Consider the following 15,037-nt stretch of genomic DNA (forward strand, 5'->3'; position numbering starts at 1 on the left):
TTCGGTCTTGCGTTTCCGACTCTATCAGATCTTTTCTCGACCCGATTTCCTCGGTGCTTTCCAGGTTTCCGCTCTCGCGTTTCCCTTTCCGGCGGCTCCGACTTTATCAGAAGTTCTGAGTCGGTTTGTCCACCCGGCTCCGGGAGGCCGTGTCCAGCGCATGAAGGACTTGCGTTCCCAGTCGGGCGGAGCCGTAAACGTACTGGAGCGGGGCGCCCCGATGCAAATCGAGGTGCCCCGCCCCAGGTGCACGCGGACGAGAGGTCGTACGCGGGTCAGACCTCCACCACGACAGGGAGGATCATCGGCCTGCGCCGATACGTGTCCGAGACCCACTTGCCGAGGGTGCGGCGGACAAGCTGCTGGAGCTGGTGGGGCTCCACGACCCCGTCCTGGGCTGACCGCTCCAGTGCTTCCGTGATCCTCGGGATGACGTCCGCGAAGGCCGAGTCCTCGATGCCGGAACCGCGGGCCTGGACGTGCGGGCCGCCGGTGATCTTGCCGGTGGACGAGTCCATGACCACGAAGACCGAGATGATGCCCTCGTCGCCGAGGATCTTCCGGTCCTTGAGGGCCGGCTCGCCGACGTCGCCCACGGAGAGCCCGTCGACGTACACATAACCGGCCTGGACCTTGCCGGAGATCTTCGCCTTGCCCTCGACGAGGTCGACGACCACGCCGTCCTCGGCGATCACGATCCGGTCGTGCGGGACGCCGGTCAGGGCGCCCAGCTCGGCGTTGGCCCTCAGGTGGCGCCATTCGCCGTGCACCGGCATCAGGTTCTTCGGACGGCAGATGTTGTAGAAGTACAGCAGCTCGCCCGCGGACGCGTGCCCGGAGACATGCACCTTGGCATTGCCCTTGTGGACGACGTTCGCGCCCCAGCGGGTCAGGCCGTTGATCACGCGGTACACCGCGTTCTCGTTCCCGGGGATCAGTGACGACGCCAGGATGACGGTGTCGCCCTCGACGATCCTGATCTGGTGGTCGCGGTTGGCCATGCGCGAGAGCGCGGCCATGGGCTCGCCCTGGGAACCCGTGCAGACCAGGACCACCTCGTGGTCCGGGAGGTCGTCGAGCGTCTTGACGTCGACCACCAGGCCCGGCGGGACCTTCAGGTAGCCCAGGTCACGGGCGATGCCCATGTTGCGGACCATCGAGCGGCCGACGAAGGCGACCCGCCGGCCGTACTCGTGCGCCGCGTCCAGGATCTGCTGGATGCGGTGGACGTGGCTGGCGAAGCTCGCCACGATGATCCGCTTGCGGGCGCTCGCGAAGACCTGGCGCAGCACGTTGGAGATGTCGCGCTCGTGCGGGGTGAAACCGGGGACCTCGGCGTTGGTGGAGTCCGAGAGCAGGAGGTCGATGCCCTCCTGGCTCAGCCTCGCGAACGCGTGCAGATCGGTCAGGCGGTTGTCCAGCGGGAGCTGGTCCATCTTGAAGTCGCCCGTGTGGACCACCATGCCGGCCGGCGTGCGGATGGCCACGGCCAGGGCGTCCGGGATGGAGTGGTTGACCGCGACGAACTCGCAGTCGAAGGGGCCGATGCGCTCCCGGTTCCCCTCGGCGACCTCGAGGGTGTACGGGCGGATGCGGTGCTCCTGGAGCTTCGCCTCGATGAGGGCGAGGGTCAGCTTGGAGCCGATCAGCGGGATGTCCGGCTTCTCGCGGAGGAGGAAGGGGACGCCGCCGATGTGGTCCTCGTGGCCGTGGGTGAGGACGATGCCCTCGATGTCGTCGAGGCGGTCCCTGATGGACGAGAAGTCCGGCAGGATCAGGTCGATTCCGGGCTGCTCCTCCTCGGGGAAGAGCACACCGCAGTCGACGATCAGCAGACGGCCGCCGTACTCGAAGACCGTCATGTTGCGGCCGATCTCGCCGAGGCCACCGAGCGGGGTGACCCGCAGTCCGCCTTCGGGGAGCGTCGGGGGCCGGCCCAGTTCAGGATGCGGATGACTCAAAAGACTCTCCTCACCACACGCGCCACGTACCGGTGGGCACGTGGCGCGCGTGACGTTCGTGCAGAAGCAGTTGTCGTTGTGGGGTGCGGGCACCGGTGGCCCGCTCATTCGGTTGGTTTTCAGTTGTGGAGCCTTGGCGCGCGGCAGTCCCGCGCGAAGTCTGATGTCAGAGCTGTACCCCGCCGGCAGCAAGATCGATCTTGAGCTGGGCAATCTCCTCGGGCGTGAGCTCGACCATGGGCGGGCGCAGGGGCCCGCCGGGCAGGCCCTGGAGCGTGAGCGCGGCCTTGGCGGTCATGACGCCCTGGGTGCGGAACATGCCGGTGTAGACCGGGAGCAGCTTCTGGTGGATCTCGGTCGCCTTCTGGACCTCGCCGGAGACGAAGGCCTCCACCAGAGCTCTCAGGTCGGGGGTGACCACGTGGCCGACGACCGAGACGAAGCCGACCGCGCCCACCGAGAGCAGGGGCAGGTTGAGCATGTCGTCGCCGGAGTACCAGGCGAGGCCCGACTGGGCGATGGCCCAGCTAGCGCGGCCCAGGTCGCCCTTGGCGTCCTTGTTGGCGACGATTCTGGGGTGCTCGGCGAGGCGGACGAGTGTCTCGGTGTTGATCGGGACGCCGCTGCGGCCGGGGATGTCGTAGAGCATGACCGGGAGCTCGGCGGCGTCGGCGACGGCCGTGAAGTGCCGGTACAGGCCCTCCTGGGGGGGCTTGTTGTAGTACGGGGTGACGACCAGCAGGCCGTGTGCGCCCACCTGCTCGGCGGCGCGGGCCAGCTCGATGCTGTGGTGGGTGTCGTTGGTGCCGACTCCGGCGACGACGTGGGCGCGGTCGCCGACCGCCTCCAGCACGGCTCGTACGAGGTCCGATTTCTCCGCGTCGCTGGTGGTGGGCGACTCGCCGGTGGTGCCGTTGATGATCAGGCCGTCGTTGCCTGCGTCCACCAGGTGCGTGGCGAGCCGCTGCGCGCCGTCGAGGTCAAGTGCGCCGTCCGCCGTGAAGGGCGTGACCATGGCGGTGAGGACCCGCCCGAAGGGGGTCTGCGGAGTCGAGGTCGGAGCCATGGGTAACACGCTACTCGCTGCGTCATGCGCGGTCTGCCCGTGGGGTGCCGGGCAAGTGGGGACATATGCGGAACCCGGCACTGCCTGCTCGGGGGTTCAAGCAGTGCCGGGTCCGTTTGATCAGGCTAGATGAACTTCTCCAAATGCCGCAATACGGACACTTCGGGAGGCTGACCGTACATGTGTGCCGCGCTACGGCGCGACGCGGCCGTTGGCGTTGAAGGCGGCGTGCGTGAGCGGCATGAGCTTGGCCCACTCCGCCTCCATCTTCTCGCCGACCATCTCGATCTCCCGCTGCGGGAACGACGGCACCTTGGCCAGTTCGTGCTGGGTGCGCAGACCGAGGAAGTGCATCAGGGAGCGGGCGTTGCAGGTCGCGTACATGGAGGAGAACAGGCCGACCGGCAGCACCGACCGGGCCACCTCGCGGGCGACACCGGCGGCGAGCATCTCCTGGTAGTGCTCGTAGGCCTGGATGTAGGACGTCTGCATCGAGCGTTCGACGATCTCCTGCTGCGCAGTGGTGCCCGGCACGAACTCGTACTTGCCCGGACGTCCCTGCTGGACGAGTTTGCGGTCCTCTCCGGGTACGTAGAAGACGGGCTGCAGCTCCCGGTAGCGGCCTGACTCCTCGTTGTAGGAGTTGTGGACGACGATCCCGTTGGCGAGGAAATTGTGCCAGGGTCCCTCGACGGTGAGGTCGTACGTCATCTCCTCGCCGTCGTCCTCGACGGACACGATCGGATCCGGAACAGCCACGGCGATCTTTCCGCCCTGACGGGCCGGCTTCTGCTCCTCGGCGCTCTTCACCGCATGGCAGGGCGCACAGGCGGGCGCCAGGTTCCGCTCGTCGAGCGCCCGGGTGAGGTCCTCGGCGACAGGAACGACGTGATCGAGTGCGAGTTCCTCGCGCGGGAAGGACTTCCCGCAGAGGTGGCAGACGTCGGTCTCCCCGATCAGGCGTTCACGCTGCATCGAGGTCCAGACCCCAACGCCGCGGCGGAGGCTCGGAGGAACCAGTCGCTCCGAGGGGTGAGGAGCCGTTCCGGCGGCCAGGACGGCGTCCCCCACCGCGAGCTCGCCCGCCTTGCGCCACCCCTCCGGAGTGAGCACCGCGTGATCGACGGTGGAGCGCAGGACCTTGCCGCCGACGGTAGTGATCTTGATCAGTGGTTTGACGCCCGACTGGATGACATCGAGGATCTGCGCCCTCTGGGCTGTCAGCGTCTCCTCGTCGTAGCACCGGACGTGGTTGCGGCGGACCGATTCGAGCTTGCGCAGCCGGGTGGACGGATGCAGCTCACGGAATTCCGCCACGGCGGAGTCGGCCGCTTCACGGGTGTCGTACAGCCCGAGGTAATGGTCGGTCCCGCCACGACGGACCTGTGCCGTCCACTTCTGTGCCCGGCCGTGCCAGGTCACGCCTCCGGCGGAGTGCGGCAACCGGTCCTCGACACCGAGGTGCCACAGCTTGTAGAGCTCCGCGATCGACCGGCGGCGGAGATTCCCCGCTTCGCTCACCAGCGTGATCTCGGTGTCCCCCGCGACGCACCAGCCCGCCCGGTGCCGCATGAACTCGCGGAAGACGAAGATCGGGGCGCTGATGAAGAACGTCATCGAATTGTGCTCGAAGGGGCTGCCGTGCCGGTCCCTCATGAGGAAGTTGATCAGGCCCTTCGAACGCTCAGGGTCCTTCTTCAGCTCGTCGAGGGACTGCTCGCCGGCCGTGGAGACGCGGGCGGCGAACAGCACGTCGGCGTCGGACGCGCTGTGCTTGACCAGCTCGACGGTCACGTCGCTGCGGAAACTCGGCTTGAGGCCGTCGGCGGGGGTGTCGGTCACGGCTCGGAGGGTCCTTCCCATTACTTCTCTCGGGCGGCGCCCACTCTACGGCCCGGCTCTGACATCGGGGCGTTCGGTGCCCGGAGGCGACATCTTCGGTGAAGTTCTGCGAATACTGGGCAAGCGGGCACCTTGAGGGGGAACCCGTACCCTTCGCCTTCCTCGCCGAAGCCGACATGTTCCGGAGCAATGTCACTCCCCCGCCCCGTGAGCGGGCTTCCGCCGGCCAGGTGGCCGGGCGCTGGCTGCTCGGGCTGACCATCGTCGCCGGGCTGGTGGGCTCCCTGGTCATCGGCATGCCGGCGCTGTCGGCCCCGACCGCCGCGCAGACCCAGCAATCGCAGGCCTCGCAGGGGCACTGAACAGGGTCATCGCCTCTGTCGGACCCCCTCCGGTGGTGAGCGGGAACACAGGCGGATAGCCTCACCGGCACAGCCCACGCATGGATCGAGTGAGGACCAGCCGTGCCCCTGCCCTTCCTGGCGGCCGACCGCACCTACGAGGCGGCACCCGACAGTGCGCTGCCCCACGACGACCGCGACCGCTGGCGCCGGCCCTACCGGCCGGGCCCGTGGCGCGTGGCCGTGGCGGCGCTGTGCCTGATGCTCGCCTCGTTCGTGCTGTTCGCCGCGGTTCTCATCTCGCTGACCGGCTCGCCGTCCTCGGCCGGGGTGGTTTTCGCCGCCGCGCTGGTGATCATCGCCGGCTCGCTGCGGCTGCTGCGCATGGGCGTGTGGGTGAGCGGGCGGGGAGTGCGCCAGACAGGCTTCTTCCTGACCCGGACCACCACCTGGGAGCGGGTCGTCGCGGTGCGCATGCTTCAGCAGCCGGTGCGCTGGCTGGGGCTGCCCCGCACGGTGCAGGGGCAGGCGCTGATCCTGGTACGCCGGGACCGTGGCGCGCAGGACCTGCCGCCGCTGCTGACCACGCACACCATGGACTTCGTGGGCCGGGCCGCCGCCTTCGACCGGGCGGCCGACGCGGTGGAGGCGTGGGCGGCGGAGAACCGGCGGGGCTGACCGGCTGCCTCGGCACGATGCGCAAGGGCCGGTCCGCGGCGGTGCGGACCGGCCCTTGCGGGTGACCGAGGGGCTCAGGCCCGGACGGGTCTGCCGTCGTGCAGGGCGATCGCGCGTTGCATCGCCTTGCGGGCGCGCGGGGTGTCGCGGGCGTCGTGGTAGGCGACGGCGAGGCGGAACCAGCTGCGCCAGTCGTCGGGGGACGCCTCCGTCTCGGCCTTGCGCTTGGCGAAGACCTCGTCGGCCGAGTCACGGTCGATGCGGCCGCCGGGGGTGCGTCTGAGCTCGTCCACGGGCAGGCCGCCCTCGGCGTCGAGTTCCGCGGCGAGCTGGTTGGCCCTGCGGACGAACCGGGTGTTCTGCCACAGGAACCACAGGCCGATCACCGGCAGGATCAGGACCGCGATCCCGAAGGTGACGGTGAGGACCGTGCCGGACTGGATGAGCATGACACCGCGGCTGCCGACCAGGACGAAGTAGAAGACCAGGACGGCGGCCGTGACGGCGTAGGAGATCTTCGCGCGCATGTCGTGACGCCTCGGTTCAGCCCAAGTCCAGGAAGTGCTCCAGGCCGAAGGTCAGGCCCGGAGTGGTCACGACGCGGCGCGCGCCGAGCAGGATGCCCGGCATGAAGCTGCTGTGGTGGAGGGAGTCGTGGCGGATGGTGAGGGTCTCGCCCTCGCCGCCCAGCAGCACCTCCTGGTGGGCCAGCAGGCCGCGCAGCCGGACGGCGTGCACGGGGACACCGTCGACGCTGGCGCCCCGCGCACCGTCCAGGGCGGTGACCGTGGCGTCCGGGGCCGGGGCGGTGCCCGCCTGCCGCCGGGCCTCGGCGATGAGCTGGGCGGTGCGCGTGGCGGTGCCGCTGGGGGCGTCCACCTTGTTCGGGTGGTGCAGTTCGACCACCTCCACGGACTCGAAGTACGGCGCGGCGAGCTGCGCGAACCTCATGGTCAGTACGGCGCCGATGGAGAAGTTCGGCGCGATGAGCACACCGGTCCGAGGGGACTGCGCCAGCCAGCCCTTCAGCTGCGCGAGACGGTCGTCGGTCCAGCCCGTCGTCCCGACGACCGCGTGGATGCCGTGGCGCACGCAGAAGTCGAGGTTGCCCATGACCGAGGCGGGGGTGGTCAGCTCCACCGCGACCTGGGCACCGGTCTCCGCCAGGGTCTCCAGCTTGTCGCCCCGGCTCAGGGCGGCGACCAGCTCCATGTCCTCGGCGGCCTCGACGGCCCGTACCGCCTCGGCACCGATGCGTCCCTTGGCCCCGAGGACCGCCACGCGCAGCTTGCTCATGTCTGTTGCTTCCTTAGCGAGGGGATGGCAGGGGATCAGACCACGGCGTCGTGCAGCCGTGCGGCCTGCTTGTCCTTGAGCGGGCCGATGACCGACAGCGACGGGCGCTGTCCCAGGATGTCGCGCGCCACCGCGCGCACCTCGTCCGGCGTCACGGCCGCTATGCGGGTGAGCATGTCGTCCACGGACATCTGCTCGCCCCAGCACAGCTCGCTCTTGCCGATACGGTTCATCAGCGCGCCGGTGTCCTCCAGGCCCAGGACCGTGGAGCCCTGGAGCTGGCCGATGGCGCGGCCGATCTCGTCGTCGGACAGGCCGTGCTCGGCCACGTGGTCGAGCTCGTCGCGGCAGATCTTCAGCACGTCGTGCACCTGGCTCGGGCGGCAGCCCGCGTACACGCCGAACAGGCCGCAGTCGGCGAAGCCCGAGGTGTACGAGTACACGCTGTAGGCCAGGCCGCGCTTCTCCCGGACCTCCTGGAACAGGCGGGACGACATGCCGCCGCCCAGAGCCGTGTTGAGCACGCCCATGGCCCAGCGGCGGTCGTCCGTGCGGGCCAGGCCGGGCATGCCGAGGACGACGTGCGCCTGTTCGGTCTTGCGGGCCAGCAGCTCGACGCGGCCGGCGGTGCGGATGCCGCGCCGGCCCTGGCGTGGGGCGACCGGGACCGAGTCCTCGCTCCTGAAGGCGCCCGCCTTCTCGAAGGCGGCGCGGACCTGTCGTACGACCTTGTTGTGGTCGACGTTGCCGGCGCACGCCACCACCAGGTGGGTGGGGTCGTAGTGCTTCTTGTAGAAGCGGCGGATACGGTCGGCGGTGAGGGCGTTGACGGTGTCGACCGTGCCGAGGACCGGACGGCCGAGCGGGTTCTCGCCGAACATCGTGTGCGCGAACAGGTCGTGCACGCAGTCGCCCGGGTCGTCCTCGGTCATGGCGATCTCTTCGAGGATCGCGCCGCGCTCGACGTTGACGTCCTCCTCGAGGATGAGGGAGCCGGTCAGCATGTCGCAGACCACGTCTATGGCGAGCGGCAGGTCGGTGTCGAGCACGCGCGCGTAGTAGCACGTGTACTCCTTCGCCGTGAACGCGTTCATCTCGCCGCCGACGGCGTCGATGGCGGCGGAGATGTCCAGGGCGGAACGGCGCTGCGTGCCCTTGAAGAGCAGGTGCTCCAGGTAGTGCGTGGCGCCGTTCAGGGACGGCGTCTCGTCGCGGGAGCCGACGTGTGCCCAGATGCCGAAGGTCGCGGAGCGCACGGAGGGCAGGGTCTCGGTGACGATGCGCAGGCCGCCGGGGAGGGTGGTCTTGCGGACCGTGCCGATGCCGTTGGTGCCCTTGATGAGCGTTTGGGTACGGGCGACGGCCCGCGCCTCCGAAGAGGTGCGGGCCGTCGCCTTGGAGCTACGGGACGTCACTGCTCGGCGTCGTCCTTCTGCGTCTCGGAACCGCTGTCGGACTCCTCGCCCTCGATCACCGGAACGAGGGAGAGCTTGCCGCGGGAGTCGATCTCGGCGATCTCGACCTGGACCTTCTGGCCCACGCCGAGGACGTCCTCGACGTTCTCCACGCGCTTGCCGCCGGCGAGCTTGCGGATCTGCGAGATGTGCAGCAGACCGTCCTTGCCGGGGAGCAGGGAGACGAACGCACCGAAGGTGGTCGTCTTCACGACCGTACCGAGGTAGCGCTCGCCGACCTCGGGCATCGTCGGGTTGGCGATGCCGTTGATCGTGGCGCGGGCGGCCTCGGCGGACGGGCCGTCGGCGGCACCGATGTAGATCGTGCCGTCGTCCTCGATGGTGATCTCGGCGCCGGTGTCCTCCTGGATCTGGTTGATCATCTTGCCCTTGGGGCCGATGACCTCACCGATCTTGTCGACCGGGATCTTGACGGTGATGATCCGCGGAGCGTTCGGGGACATCTCGTCGGGCCGGTCGATGGCCTCCATCATCACGTCGAGGATGTGGAGACGCGCGTCACGGGCCTGCTTGAGGGCCGCGGCGAGGACGGAGGCCGGGATGCCGTCCAGCTTGGTGTCGAGCTGGAGGGCGGTCACGAACTCCTTCGTGCCGGCGACCTTGAAGTCCATGTCGCCGAAGGCGTCCTCCGCACCGAGGATGTCGGTGAGGGTGACGTAGTGCGTCTCACCCTCGATGTCCTGCGAGATCAGGCCCATGGCGATACCGGCGACCGGGGCCTTCAGCGGCACACCGGCGTTCAGCAGCGACATGGTGGAGGCGCAGACCGAGCCCATGGACGTCGAGCCGTTGGAGCTCAGCGCCTCGGAGACCTGACGGATCGCGTACGGGAACTCCTCGCGCGCGGGCAGCACCGGCACGAGCGCGCGCTCGGCGAGGGCACCGTGGCCGATCTCGCGGCGCTTGGGAGAGCCGACGCGGCCGGTCTCGCCGGTGGAGTACGGCGGGAAGTTGTAGTTGTGCATGTAGCGCTTGCGCGTCACCGGGGAGAGCGTGTCCAGCTGCTGCTCCATGCGGAGCATGTTCAGGGTGGTGACGCCCAGGATCTGGGTCTCGCCACGCTCGAACACCGCGGAGCCGTGCACGCGCGGGATGGCCTCGACCTCGGCGGCCAGGGTGCGGATGTCGGTGACACCGCGGCCGTCGATGCGCTTCTTCTCCTTGATCACACGCTCGCGGACCAGCTGCTTGGTGAGCGAGCGGTACGCGGCGGAGATCTCCTTCTCGCGGCCCTCGAACTCCGGCAGGAGCTTCTCGGCGGCGAGCTGCTTGACGCGGTCCAGCTCCGCCTCGCGCTCCTGCTTGCCGGCGATGGTGAGCGCCTGCGCGAGCTCGGGGCGGACGGCGGCCGTCAGGGCCTCCAGGACGTCGTCCTGGTAGTCCAGGAAGATCGGGAACTCGGCGGTCGGCTTGGCGGCCTTCGACGCGAGGTCGGCCTGGGCCCGGCAGAGGACCTTGATGAAGGGCTTCGCGGCCTCCAGACCGGCGGCGACGACCTCCTCGGTGGGCGCCTCGGCGCCGCCCTCGACCAGCTTGATGGTCTTCTCGGTGGCCTCCGCCTCGACCATCATGATCGCGACGTCGCCGTCCTCCAGGACGCGGCCGGCGACCACCATGTCGAAGACGGCGTCCTCGAGCTCGGTGTGCGTCGGGAAGGCGACCCACTGGCCGCGGATCAGCGCGACGCGGACGCCGCCGATCGGGCCGGAGAAGGGCAGGCCGGCCAGCTGCGTGGACGCGGACGCGGCGTTGATCGCGACGACGTCGTACAGGTGGTCGGGGTTGAGCGCCATGATCGTGGCGACGACCTGGATCTCGTTGCGCAGGCCCTTCTTGAAGGACGGGCGCAGCGGGCGGTCGATCAGACGGCAGGTGAGGATCGCGTCCTCGCTCGGCCGGCCCTCGCGGCGGAAGAAGGAACCGGGGATCTTCCCGGCCGCGTACATGCGCTCCTCGACGTCCACCGTGAGGGGGAAGAAGTCGAGCTGGTCCTTGGGGTTCTTGGAGGCGGTGGTGGCCGACAGCACCATGGTGTCGTCGTCCAGGTACGCCACGGCGGAACCGGCGGCCTGCTTGGCCAGGCGGCCCGTCTCGAAGCGGATGGTGCGGGTGCCGAAGGCGCCGTTGTCGATGACGGCCTCGGCGTAGTGGGTCTCGTTCTCCACTAGCGTTTTCTCCGTTACTTGTCGTCTTTCGTCCCGTCTCACCCGTGTGGTGGAGGGACGGTGGCGGAGAAGCGCTCCGTCTGGTGCGGGCCGGTCTTCGATCGAAGCACCCGGGGTTCGCTTCCCCGGGGGCCACTACCGAGGACCGGCGGCGGCGAGGCGCGCTTCTCCTCTGCTCTGCTTGTCCTGCTGGGTGTCGTCCGTATTGCGTTGTGCTCCCACACTACAAAGCGTGAGTGACACTCCGCACGTTTCCGCACGTACGGCAAAGGGAGCGGCTCCCGAATCCTTCCGGGAACCGCTCCCTTCACAGCGTCTTACTTGGCGCCCGCCGCACCACGGCGGATGCCGAGGCGGTCGACCAGCTTACGGAAACGCTGGATGTCCTTCTTCGCCAGGTACTGCAGCAGCCGGCGGCGCTGACCGACCAGGATCAGCAGACCACGGCGGGAGTGGTGGTCGTGCTTGTGGGTCTTGAGGTGCTCGGTCAGGTCGGAGATCCGACGGGACAGCAGAGCGACCTGGACCTCGGGGGAGCCGGTGTCACCTTCCTTGGTACCGAACTCGGACATGATCTGCTTCTTCGTAGCGGCGTCGAGCGACACGCGTACTCCTCATAGTCTGTACATGCCACCGAGTGCCCCCGGTCTACATCTCGGGGGAGCTTCCGTAACTCGGGAGGCGGGGATCCGCTGCGCGCTGCCTCTAGGGCCCGCAGGGGGTGCCTGCATGGGGCCCGGGGGGTGCGTACACGAACGGCCGTCACACAGCGTACCAGTGCCCGTGAGCGACGCTGCGCCGCCCTACCCCACCAGGGACCGCACCTCGGTGAGGACACCCAGCACCGCGAGACAGAGCGGGGCCAGAGCAAGGAGCACGGCCCCCTCGGCGAGGTCGAGGAACCGGCCCCAGAAGGGTGAGAGCCCCCTTCGCGGAATGACGAGCCCGATCGCGGTGATCAGCGCGGCTCCTGCCGCGACGGCCGCCGTCAGCCAGGCGGTACGCAGGTCGAGCGCTCCGCTGTCGTCGTGCAGGACGAGGTCCGCGACGGCGTCGGCCGGCGGGTGCAGGGCGAGGCCCAGCAGCAGGAGCGCGACGGCGGCCAGACCGGCGACCAGGACGCAGGCCACTTGGGAGGTGTACCGGAAGAGCCGGGCACGGATCAGCATGGCCAGGGCTGTGGTCAGGGCGAGCAGTTGGCCCCAGACGTCGTCCGAGAAGCCGAGGACGGCCGTGGCGGCCACCACCACGGCCGACGTGCCGCCCACCAGGCCGAGCGGCATCTCGTGGCCGCGGCGGGCCTGGGCGGCGATGTGTTCGGCGTCGAGCGGGTCGGCGTCCGGGCCCTGGGCGGGGTCGGGGTCGAAGTCGTCGTGCGTGGCGGAGCGCGGCGACGCGTGACCGATGGGCAGGCGCGCGAAGCGGGCCGAAAGGCCGGGGAGGAAGGCCACCAGTCCGATCGCGACGGGGGCGCACACCGAGGCGGTGGCGGTGGCGGACGCGTCGGTGAGAATGGCCGCGAAGGTGGCCAGAGTGCCCACCGCCGCCAGGAAGGAGGCGGCCACGAAGGGCGCGTCCCCTCCAGGGGTGAGTGCCACCAGCGCGACCGAGACCACCAGGACGGTCACGCAGCCCAGCATGAACTGCAGCTTGCCCGGTCCCTGCCCGTGGGGCGGTGCGACGATTCCGGCACCCGCGATCATCAGCAGGGGCAGCGCGCCCAGGCCCACGGCGACGGCCGCGGCCCGGTCCGCGTACACACGCGCGCGTACGCCCGCGAAAGCGGTCAGCAGCAGGCCGAGGCCTCCGGCGATGATGCCGGGCAGCCCGTGCGTGTTGTGGCGCACGGGATCGGAGTACCAGAGCACGGAACCGCACAGCAGCAGCAACAGCGCGCCGCCGGAGAGGGCCGCCACGCGCAGCAGGTCGTCGCTCCACAGGTGCCGGTCGCGTACGACCGCGGAGGCGACGGCGTCCGAGACGTCGTCGTAGACCGCGGGCGGCAGCGACTCGGCGAAGGGACGCAGGCTGAGCACCTCGCCGTCCAGTACTCGTTCGTCCGCGAGCGTGCGGGCACCGTCGAGGACGCTGCCGTCGCGACGGACCAGGTGGTAGCCGGTCGGGGTCCCGGCGGGCTGGGTCTGGCCGGTGAGGCGGAGGATCTCCGGGTAGACGTCGGCGACGGCGATGTCCACCGGCAGCGCCACATCGATCCGGCTGTCGGGCGCGACCACCGTGACCCTGCAGAATCCCGTCGCCGCGGTCGTACTCACCTTCACTGACCGCCTGTTCGCGGATGCGTACGCTGCGGGCGTCACCCTACCGGCAGGTGGTGTCAGTGCTGACAAGTAGGACCGCCTGCACACGGAGGACGACCGTCGCCACGGGGGTGCCGGTGATCAACCGATCGTCCGTACAGGGGGATTGATGCTCCGGCGAGCCAGATCGTCATCAAGCGCCCACCGCGCACCCTGCCGCCCGAAGTGCCCGTGGATGAACTGCAATTGGACTCCTCCGAGACGCTGAACTTCGTCCTCGCCGACTTCAAGGGCGGCGCGACCTTCGCCGGCATGTCACAGATGCCGCACGTCGCGGCTGTGATCACCAACCTGGCCGACGATCTGACGCTGGTCGACCGCATGGGCGACGCGATCCGGGGCGAGTTGCAGCGGCGGCAGGAGCTGCTGCGCTCGGCCGGCAACTACGCCAACATCCACGACTACGAGAAGGCCCGCGCCGCCGGCGCGCCCCTGGAGCCGTTGGCGTCCCTCGTCCTCGTGATCGACGAGTTCAGCGAACTCCTCACGGCGAAGCCGGACTTCATCGACATGTTCATCCAGATCGGCCGCATCAGGGTGCCGCCTCCCCTCGTCGTGGGGCCCGGTCAGCCCATCAGCATGCGGAAGCGCGCAGCGTTGCCCTTGTCCGTGTCCTGGTAGCCGACGACCGAGTCGTCGAGGAGCTGGGCGATACGGACCAGCTTCTGGGCCATCTGGTCGCTGCTGTCGCGCTGGATCTGCGTGGAGGCCGTCTTCGCCTCGCCCTCCCAGGTCTCGGCCACGGCCTTGACCCTGCGCGTGAGGGTCTCGAGCTGCTCCGAGAGGTTCTTGGCGGTGTTGCGGACGTCGTTGGCGGCCTGCGTGACGGTGGCGTGGTTTACGGCGGTGCGGTCGGCGTCGTAGCTCATGGAACGTGCCTCCCTCGTGGGTGCGGCGGCGGGCTCAGGCGAGGTCGGTGATGCGGCTCGTGACCTCGTAGGAGTTGTCCACCTTCCGGATGTCGGAGATGCGCTCCTGCTCCTGGTCGGTGAAGCCGCCGATGCTCGCCCTCATCGCCTCTTCGAGGTCGACGAGATCGTCCTGGAGCTTCTCGAGGTTCTTGTTCACGCCCTGCTGGGCGGTGTCGAACTCCTTGCCCGCCGCGCCCTTCCAGCCGGCCTGGATCATGTCCACGACTCGGTTGAGCGAGGTGACCCGCTCACTCACCTGGTGGTGGAAGTCGCGGATGTCGTTCGCCAGACCTGTGAGCGCGTGCGCGCTGAGGTCAACGCCCGAAGCCATACGTCCTTGCCCTCCTGTTGCAGCGGCGGTGACCTTCACCACCGCGACGGGTTCACCCGGACGGCTGTCCGGGCCCTCCTGGCGGGCAAGACCTGCTGCGCTCTCGCGCGACGCGCGGTCGCAGCGTCGCACCGCCCCCGTGCGGTACCGCATGTGTGGCACGCGGAGCCACTCCAGTCACTTGACGTGGCGCTTCCAACTGCAAAGGTGACGCAGGGGAGTTCCGGGGGCCAGTACTGTGACCAGCACGGAGTTCGTACGTCGGGAAAAGGGGTCGCTGCGGGATGACCGAGACGGCTGAGGAGATCAAGGCGCGCAAGGAGCGCGAGCGGGACGAGCTGTACGCCCTCGACATCTCGGGCGTCGAGTGGCTGTGCGCACCCGGTACGGAGGAGCACGAGGAGCGGGTCGAGATCGCCTACCTTCCCGGCGGGGCCGTGGCCATGCGGTCCTCGCTCGACCCGGAGACCGTGCTGCGGTACACGGAGGCGGAGTGGCGCGCCTTCGTCCTGGGTGCGCGTGACGGGGAGTTCGACCTGGAGCCGGCGCCCGACAGCGGCAGTGGGCCGGCGGGCGAATAGCGGCACGGCTTCAGTGACACCCGTAGATTGATGGGGTCCTCGGATCCGTGTACGGTGACACGCATGGTAGAC

Annotated in this window: 13 protein-coding genes and 4 pseudogenes; 4 read left to right on the forward strand and 13 right to left on the reverse strand. The window is 69.3% G+C overall.

Translation table 11 applies throughout. From position 1 onward, the window contains the following. Window positions 1–275: 275 nt before the first annotated feature. From ABZX30_RS35635 to ABZX30_RS35655, 5 genes and pseudogenes are all read right to left on the reverse strand, one after another. Complete coding sequence (locus ABZX30_RS35635) at window positions 276–1,961, reverse strand: ribonuclease J (RefSeq protein WP_355941840.1); 1,686 nt, start codon at window positions 1,959–1,961, stop codon at window positions 276–278. A gap of 166 nt (window positions 1,962–2,127) precedes the next feature. Further along, window positions 2,128–3,027: a 4-hydroxy-tetrahydrodipicolinate synthase gene (dapA, locus tag ABZX30_RS35640; RefSeq protein ID WP_355941843.1), complete on the reverse strand. Its 900-nt coding sequence runs from the start codon at window positions 3,025–3,027 to the stop codon at window positions 2,128–2,130. A 192-nt stretch (window positions 3,028–3,219) separates the two neighbouring features. Next, window positions 3,220–3,669, reverse strand: a pseudogene (thyX, locus tag ABZX30_RS35645) (FAD-dependent thymidylate synthase); the annotation flags it as partial. A 3-nt stretch (window positions 3,670–3,672) separates the two neighbouring features. After that, a pseudogene (locus ABZX30_RS35650) lies at window positions 3,673–4,599 on the reverse strand (HNH endonuclease); the annotation flags it as partial. Beyond that, a pseudogene (locus tag ABZX30_RS35655) lies at window positions 4,579–4,869 on the reverse strand (FAD-dependent thymidylate synthase); the annotation flags it as partial. The pseudogenes ABZX30_RS35655 and ABZX30_RS35650, both read right to left, overlap by 21 nt. A gap of 176 nt (window positions 4,870–5,045) precedes the next feature. Between ABZX30_RS35655 and ABZX30_RS35660 the strand changes: the two are divergent. Then, window positions 5,046–5,231 (forward strand): hypothetical protein, encoded by a 186-nt coding sequence (locus ABZX30_RS35660; protein ID WP_355941873.1) that lies wholly within the window; start codon window positions 5,046–5,048, stop codon window positions 5,229–5,231. 102 nt (window positions 5,232–5,333) lie between these two features. Next, window positions 5,334–5,888 carry a hypothetical protein gene (locus tag ABZX30_RS35665; RefSeq protein WP_355941846.1) on the forward strand — a complete coding sequence of 185 codons (555 nt, stop codon included), beginning with the start codon at window positions 5,334–5,336 and terminating at the stop codon, window positions 5,886–5,888. Between the two features lie 74 nt (window positions 5,889–5,962). Here the strand turns inward: ABZX30_RS35665 and ABZX30_RS35670 are convergent, their stop codons facing one another. The 6 genes from ABZX30_RS35670 to eccD form a co-directional block, all read right to left on the reverse strand. Further along, entirely contained in the window at window positions 5,963–6,415 is a 453-nt protein-coding gene (locus ABZX30_RS35670; protein WP_355941848.1) for a hypothetical protein, read from the reverse strand. A 16-nt stretch (window positions 6,416–6,431) separates the two neighbouring features. Then, window positions 6,432–7,184, reverse strand: coding sequence for a 4-hydroxy-tetrahydrodipicolinate reductase (dapB, locus tag ABZX30_RS35675; protein ID WP_355941851.1), 753 nt, complete (start codon window positions 7,182–7,184; stop codon window positions 6,432–6,434). A gap of 35 nt (window positions 7,185–7,219) precedes the next feature. Beyond that, a complete protein-coding gene (locus ABZX30_RS35680; protein WP_355941853.1) occupies window positions 7,220–8,599 on the reverse strand; it encodes a pitrilysin family protein in 1,380 nt (459 codons plus the stop codon). Further along, the gene (locus tag ABZX30_RS35685) at window positions 8,596–10,824 is read right to left on the reverse strand and encodes a polyribonucleotide nucleotidyltransferase (RefSeq protein WP_355941856.1); all 2,229 of its coding nucleotides are present in this window, start codon (window positions 10,822–10,824) and stop codon (window positions 8,596–8,598) included. Before ABZX30_RS35685 ends, ABZX30_RS35680 begins: the two co-directional genes overlap by 4 nt. Window positions 10,825–11,141: 317 nt before the next feature. Next, window positions 11,142–11,429, reverse strand: coding sequence for a 30S ribosomal protein S15 (gene rpsO / locus ABZX30_RS35690; protein ID WP_355941859.1), 288 nt, complete (start codon window positions 11,427–11,429; stop codon window positions 11,142–11,144). Window positions 11,430–11,627: 198 nt separating this feature from the next. Continuing rightward, window positions 11,628–13,097: a type VII secretion integral membrane protein EccD gene (eccD, locus tag ABZX30_RS35695; protein ID WP_355941862.1), complete on the reverse strand. Its 1,470-nt coding sequence runs from the start codon at window positions 13,095–13,097 to the stop codon at window positions 11,628–11,630. A 237-nt stretch (window positions 13,098–13,334) separates the two neighbouring features. Between eccD and ABZX30_RS35700 the strand changes: the two are divergent. Beyond that, window positions 13,335–13,676, forward strand: a pseudogene (locus ABZX30_RS35700) (FtsK/SpoIIIE domain-containing protein); the annotation flags it as partial. A 32-nt stretch (window positions 13,677–13,708) separates the two neighbouring features. Here ABZX30_RS35700 and ABZX30_RS35705 read toward each other — a convergent pair. Both ABZX30_RS35705 and ABZX30_RS35710 read right to left on the reverse strand, forming a co-directional pair. Further along, entirely contained in the window at window positions 13,709–14,011 is a 303-nt protein-coding gene (locus tag ABZX30_RS35705; protein ID WP_355941865.1) for a WXG100 family type VII secretion target, read from the reverse strand. 34 nt (window positions 14,012–14,045) lie between these two features. Next, window positions 14,046–14,384, reverse strand: coding sequence for a WXG100 family type VII secretion target (locus ABZX30_RS35710; protein WP_355941868.1), 339 nt, complete (start codon window positions 14,382–14,384; stop codon window positions 14,046–14,048). A gap of 284 nt (window positions 14,385–14,668) precedes the next feature. Here ABZX30_RS35710 and ABZX30_RS35715 point away from each other — a divergent pair, with 284 nt between their 5' ends. Further along, a complete protein-coding gene (locus tag ABZX30_RS35715; protein ID WP_355941870.1) occupies window positions 14,669–14,965 on the forward strand; it encodes a DUF397 domain-containing protein in 297 nt (98 codons plus the stop codon). Window positions 14,966–15,037 lie beyond the last annotated feature (72 nt).

The sequence above is a fragment of the Streptomyces sp. NPDC004542 genome (genome assembly GCF_040610035.1).
GTDB lineage: Bacteria > Actinomycetota > Actinomycetes > Streptomycetales > Streptomycetaceae > Streptomyces.

Excerpts from the sequence above, each read along its gene's own strand:
- dapA (WP_355941843.1), bottom strand. The coding sequence starts at position 3,027 with ATGGCTCCGACCTCGACTCCGCAGACCCCCTTCGGGCGGGTCCTCACC.
- ABZX30_RS35660 (WP_355941873.1), top strand. The coding sequence starts at position 5,046 with ATGTTCCGGAGCAATGTCACTCCCCCGCCCCGTGAGCGGGCTTCCGCC.
- ABZX30_RS35670 (WP_355941848.1), bottom strand. The coding sequence starts at position 6,415 with ATGCGCGCGAAGATCTCCTACGCCGTCACGGCCGCCGTCCTGGTCTTC.
- dapB (WP_355941851.1), bottom strand. The coding sequence starts at position 7,184 with ATGAGCAAGCTGCGCGTGGCGGTCCTCGGGGCCAAGGGACGCATCGGT.
- ABZX30_RS35705 (WP_355941865.1), bottom strand. The coding sequence starts at position 14,011 with ATGAGCTACGACGCCGACCGCACCGCCGTAAACCACGCCACCGTCACG.
- ABZX30_RS35710 (WP_355941868.1), bottom strand. The coding sequence starts at position 14,384 with ATGGCTTCGGGCGTTGACCTCAGCGCGCACGCGCTCACAGGTCTGGCG.
- ABZX30_RS35715 (WP_355941870.1), top strand. The coding sequence starts at position 14,669 with ATGACCGAGACGGCTGAGGAGATCAAGGCGCGCAAGGAGCGCGAGCGG.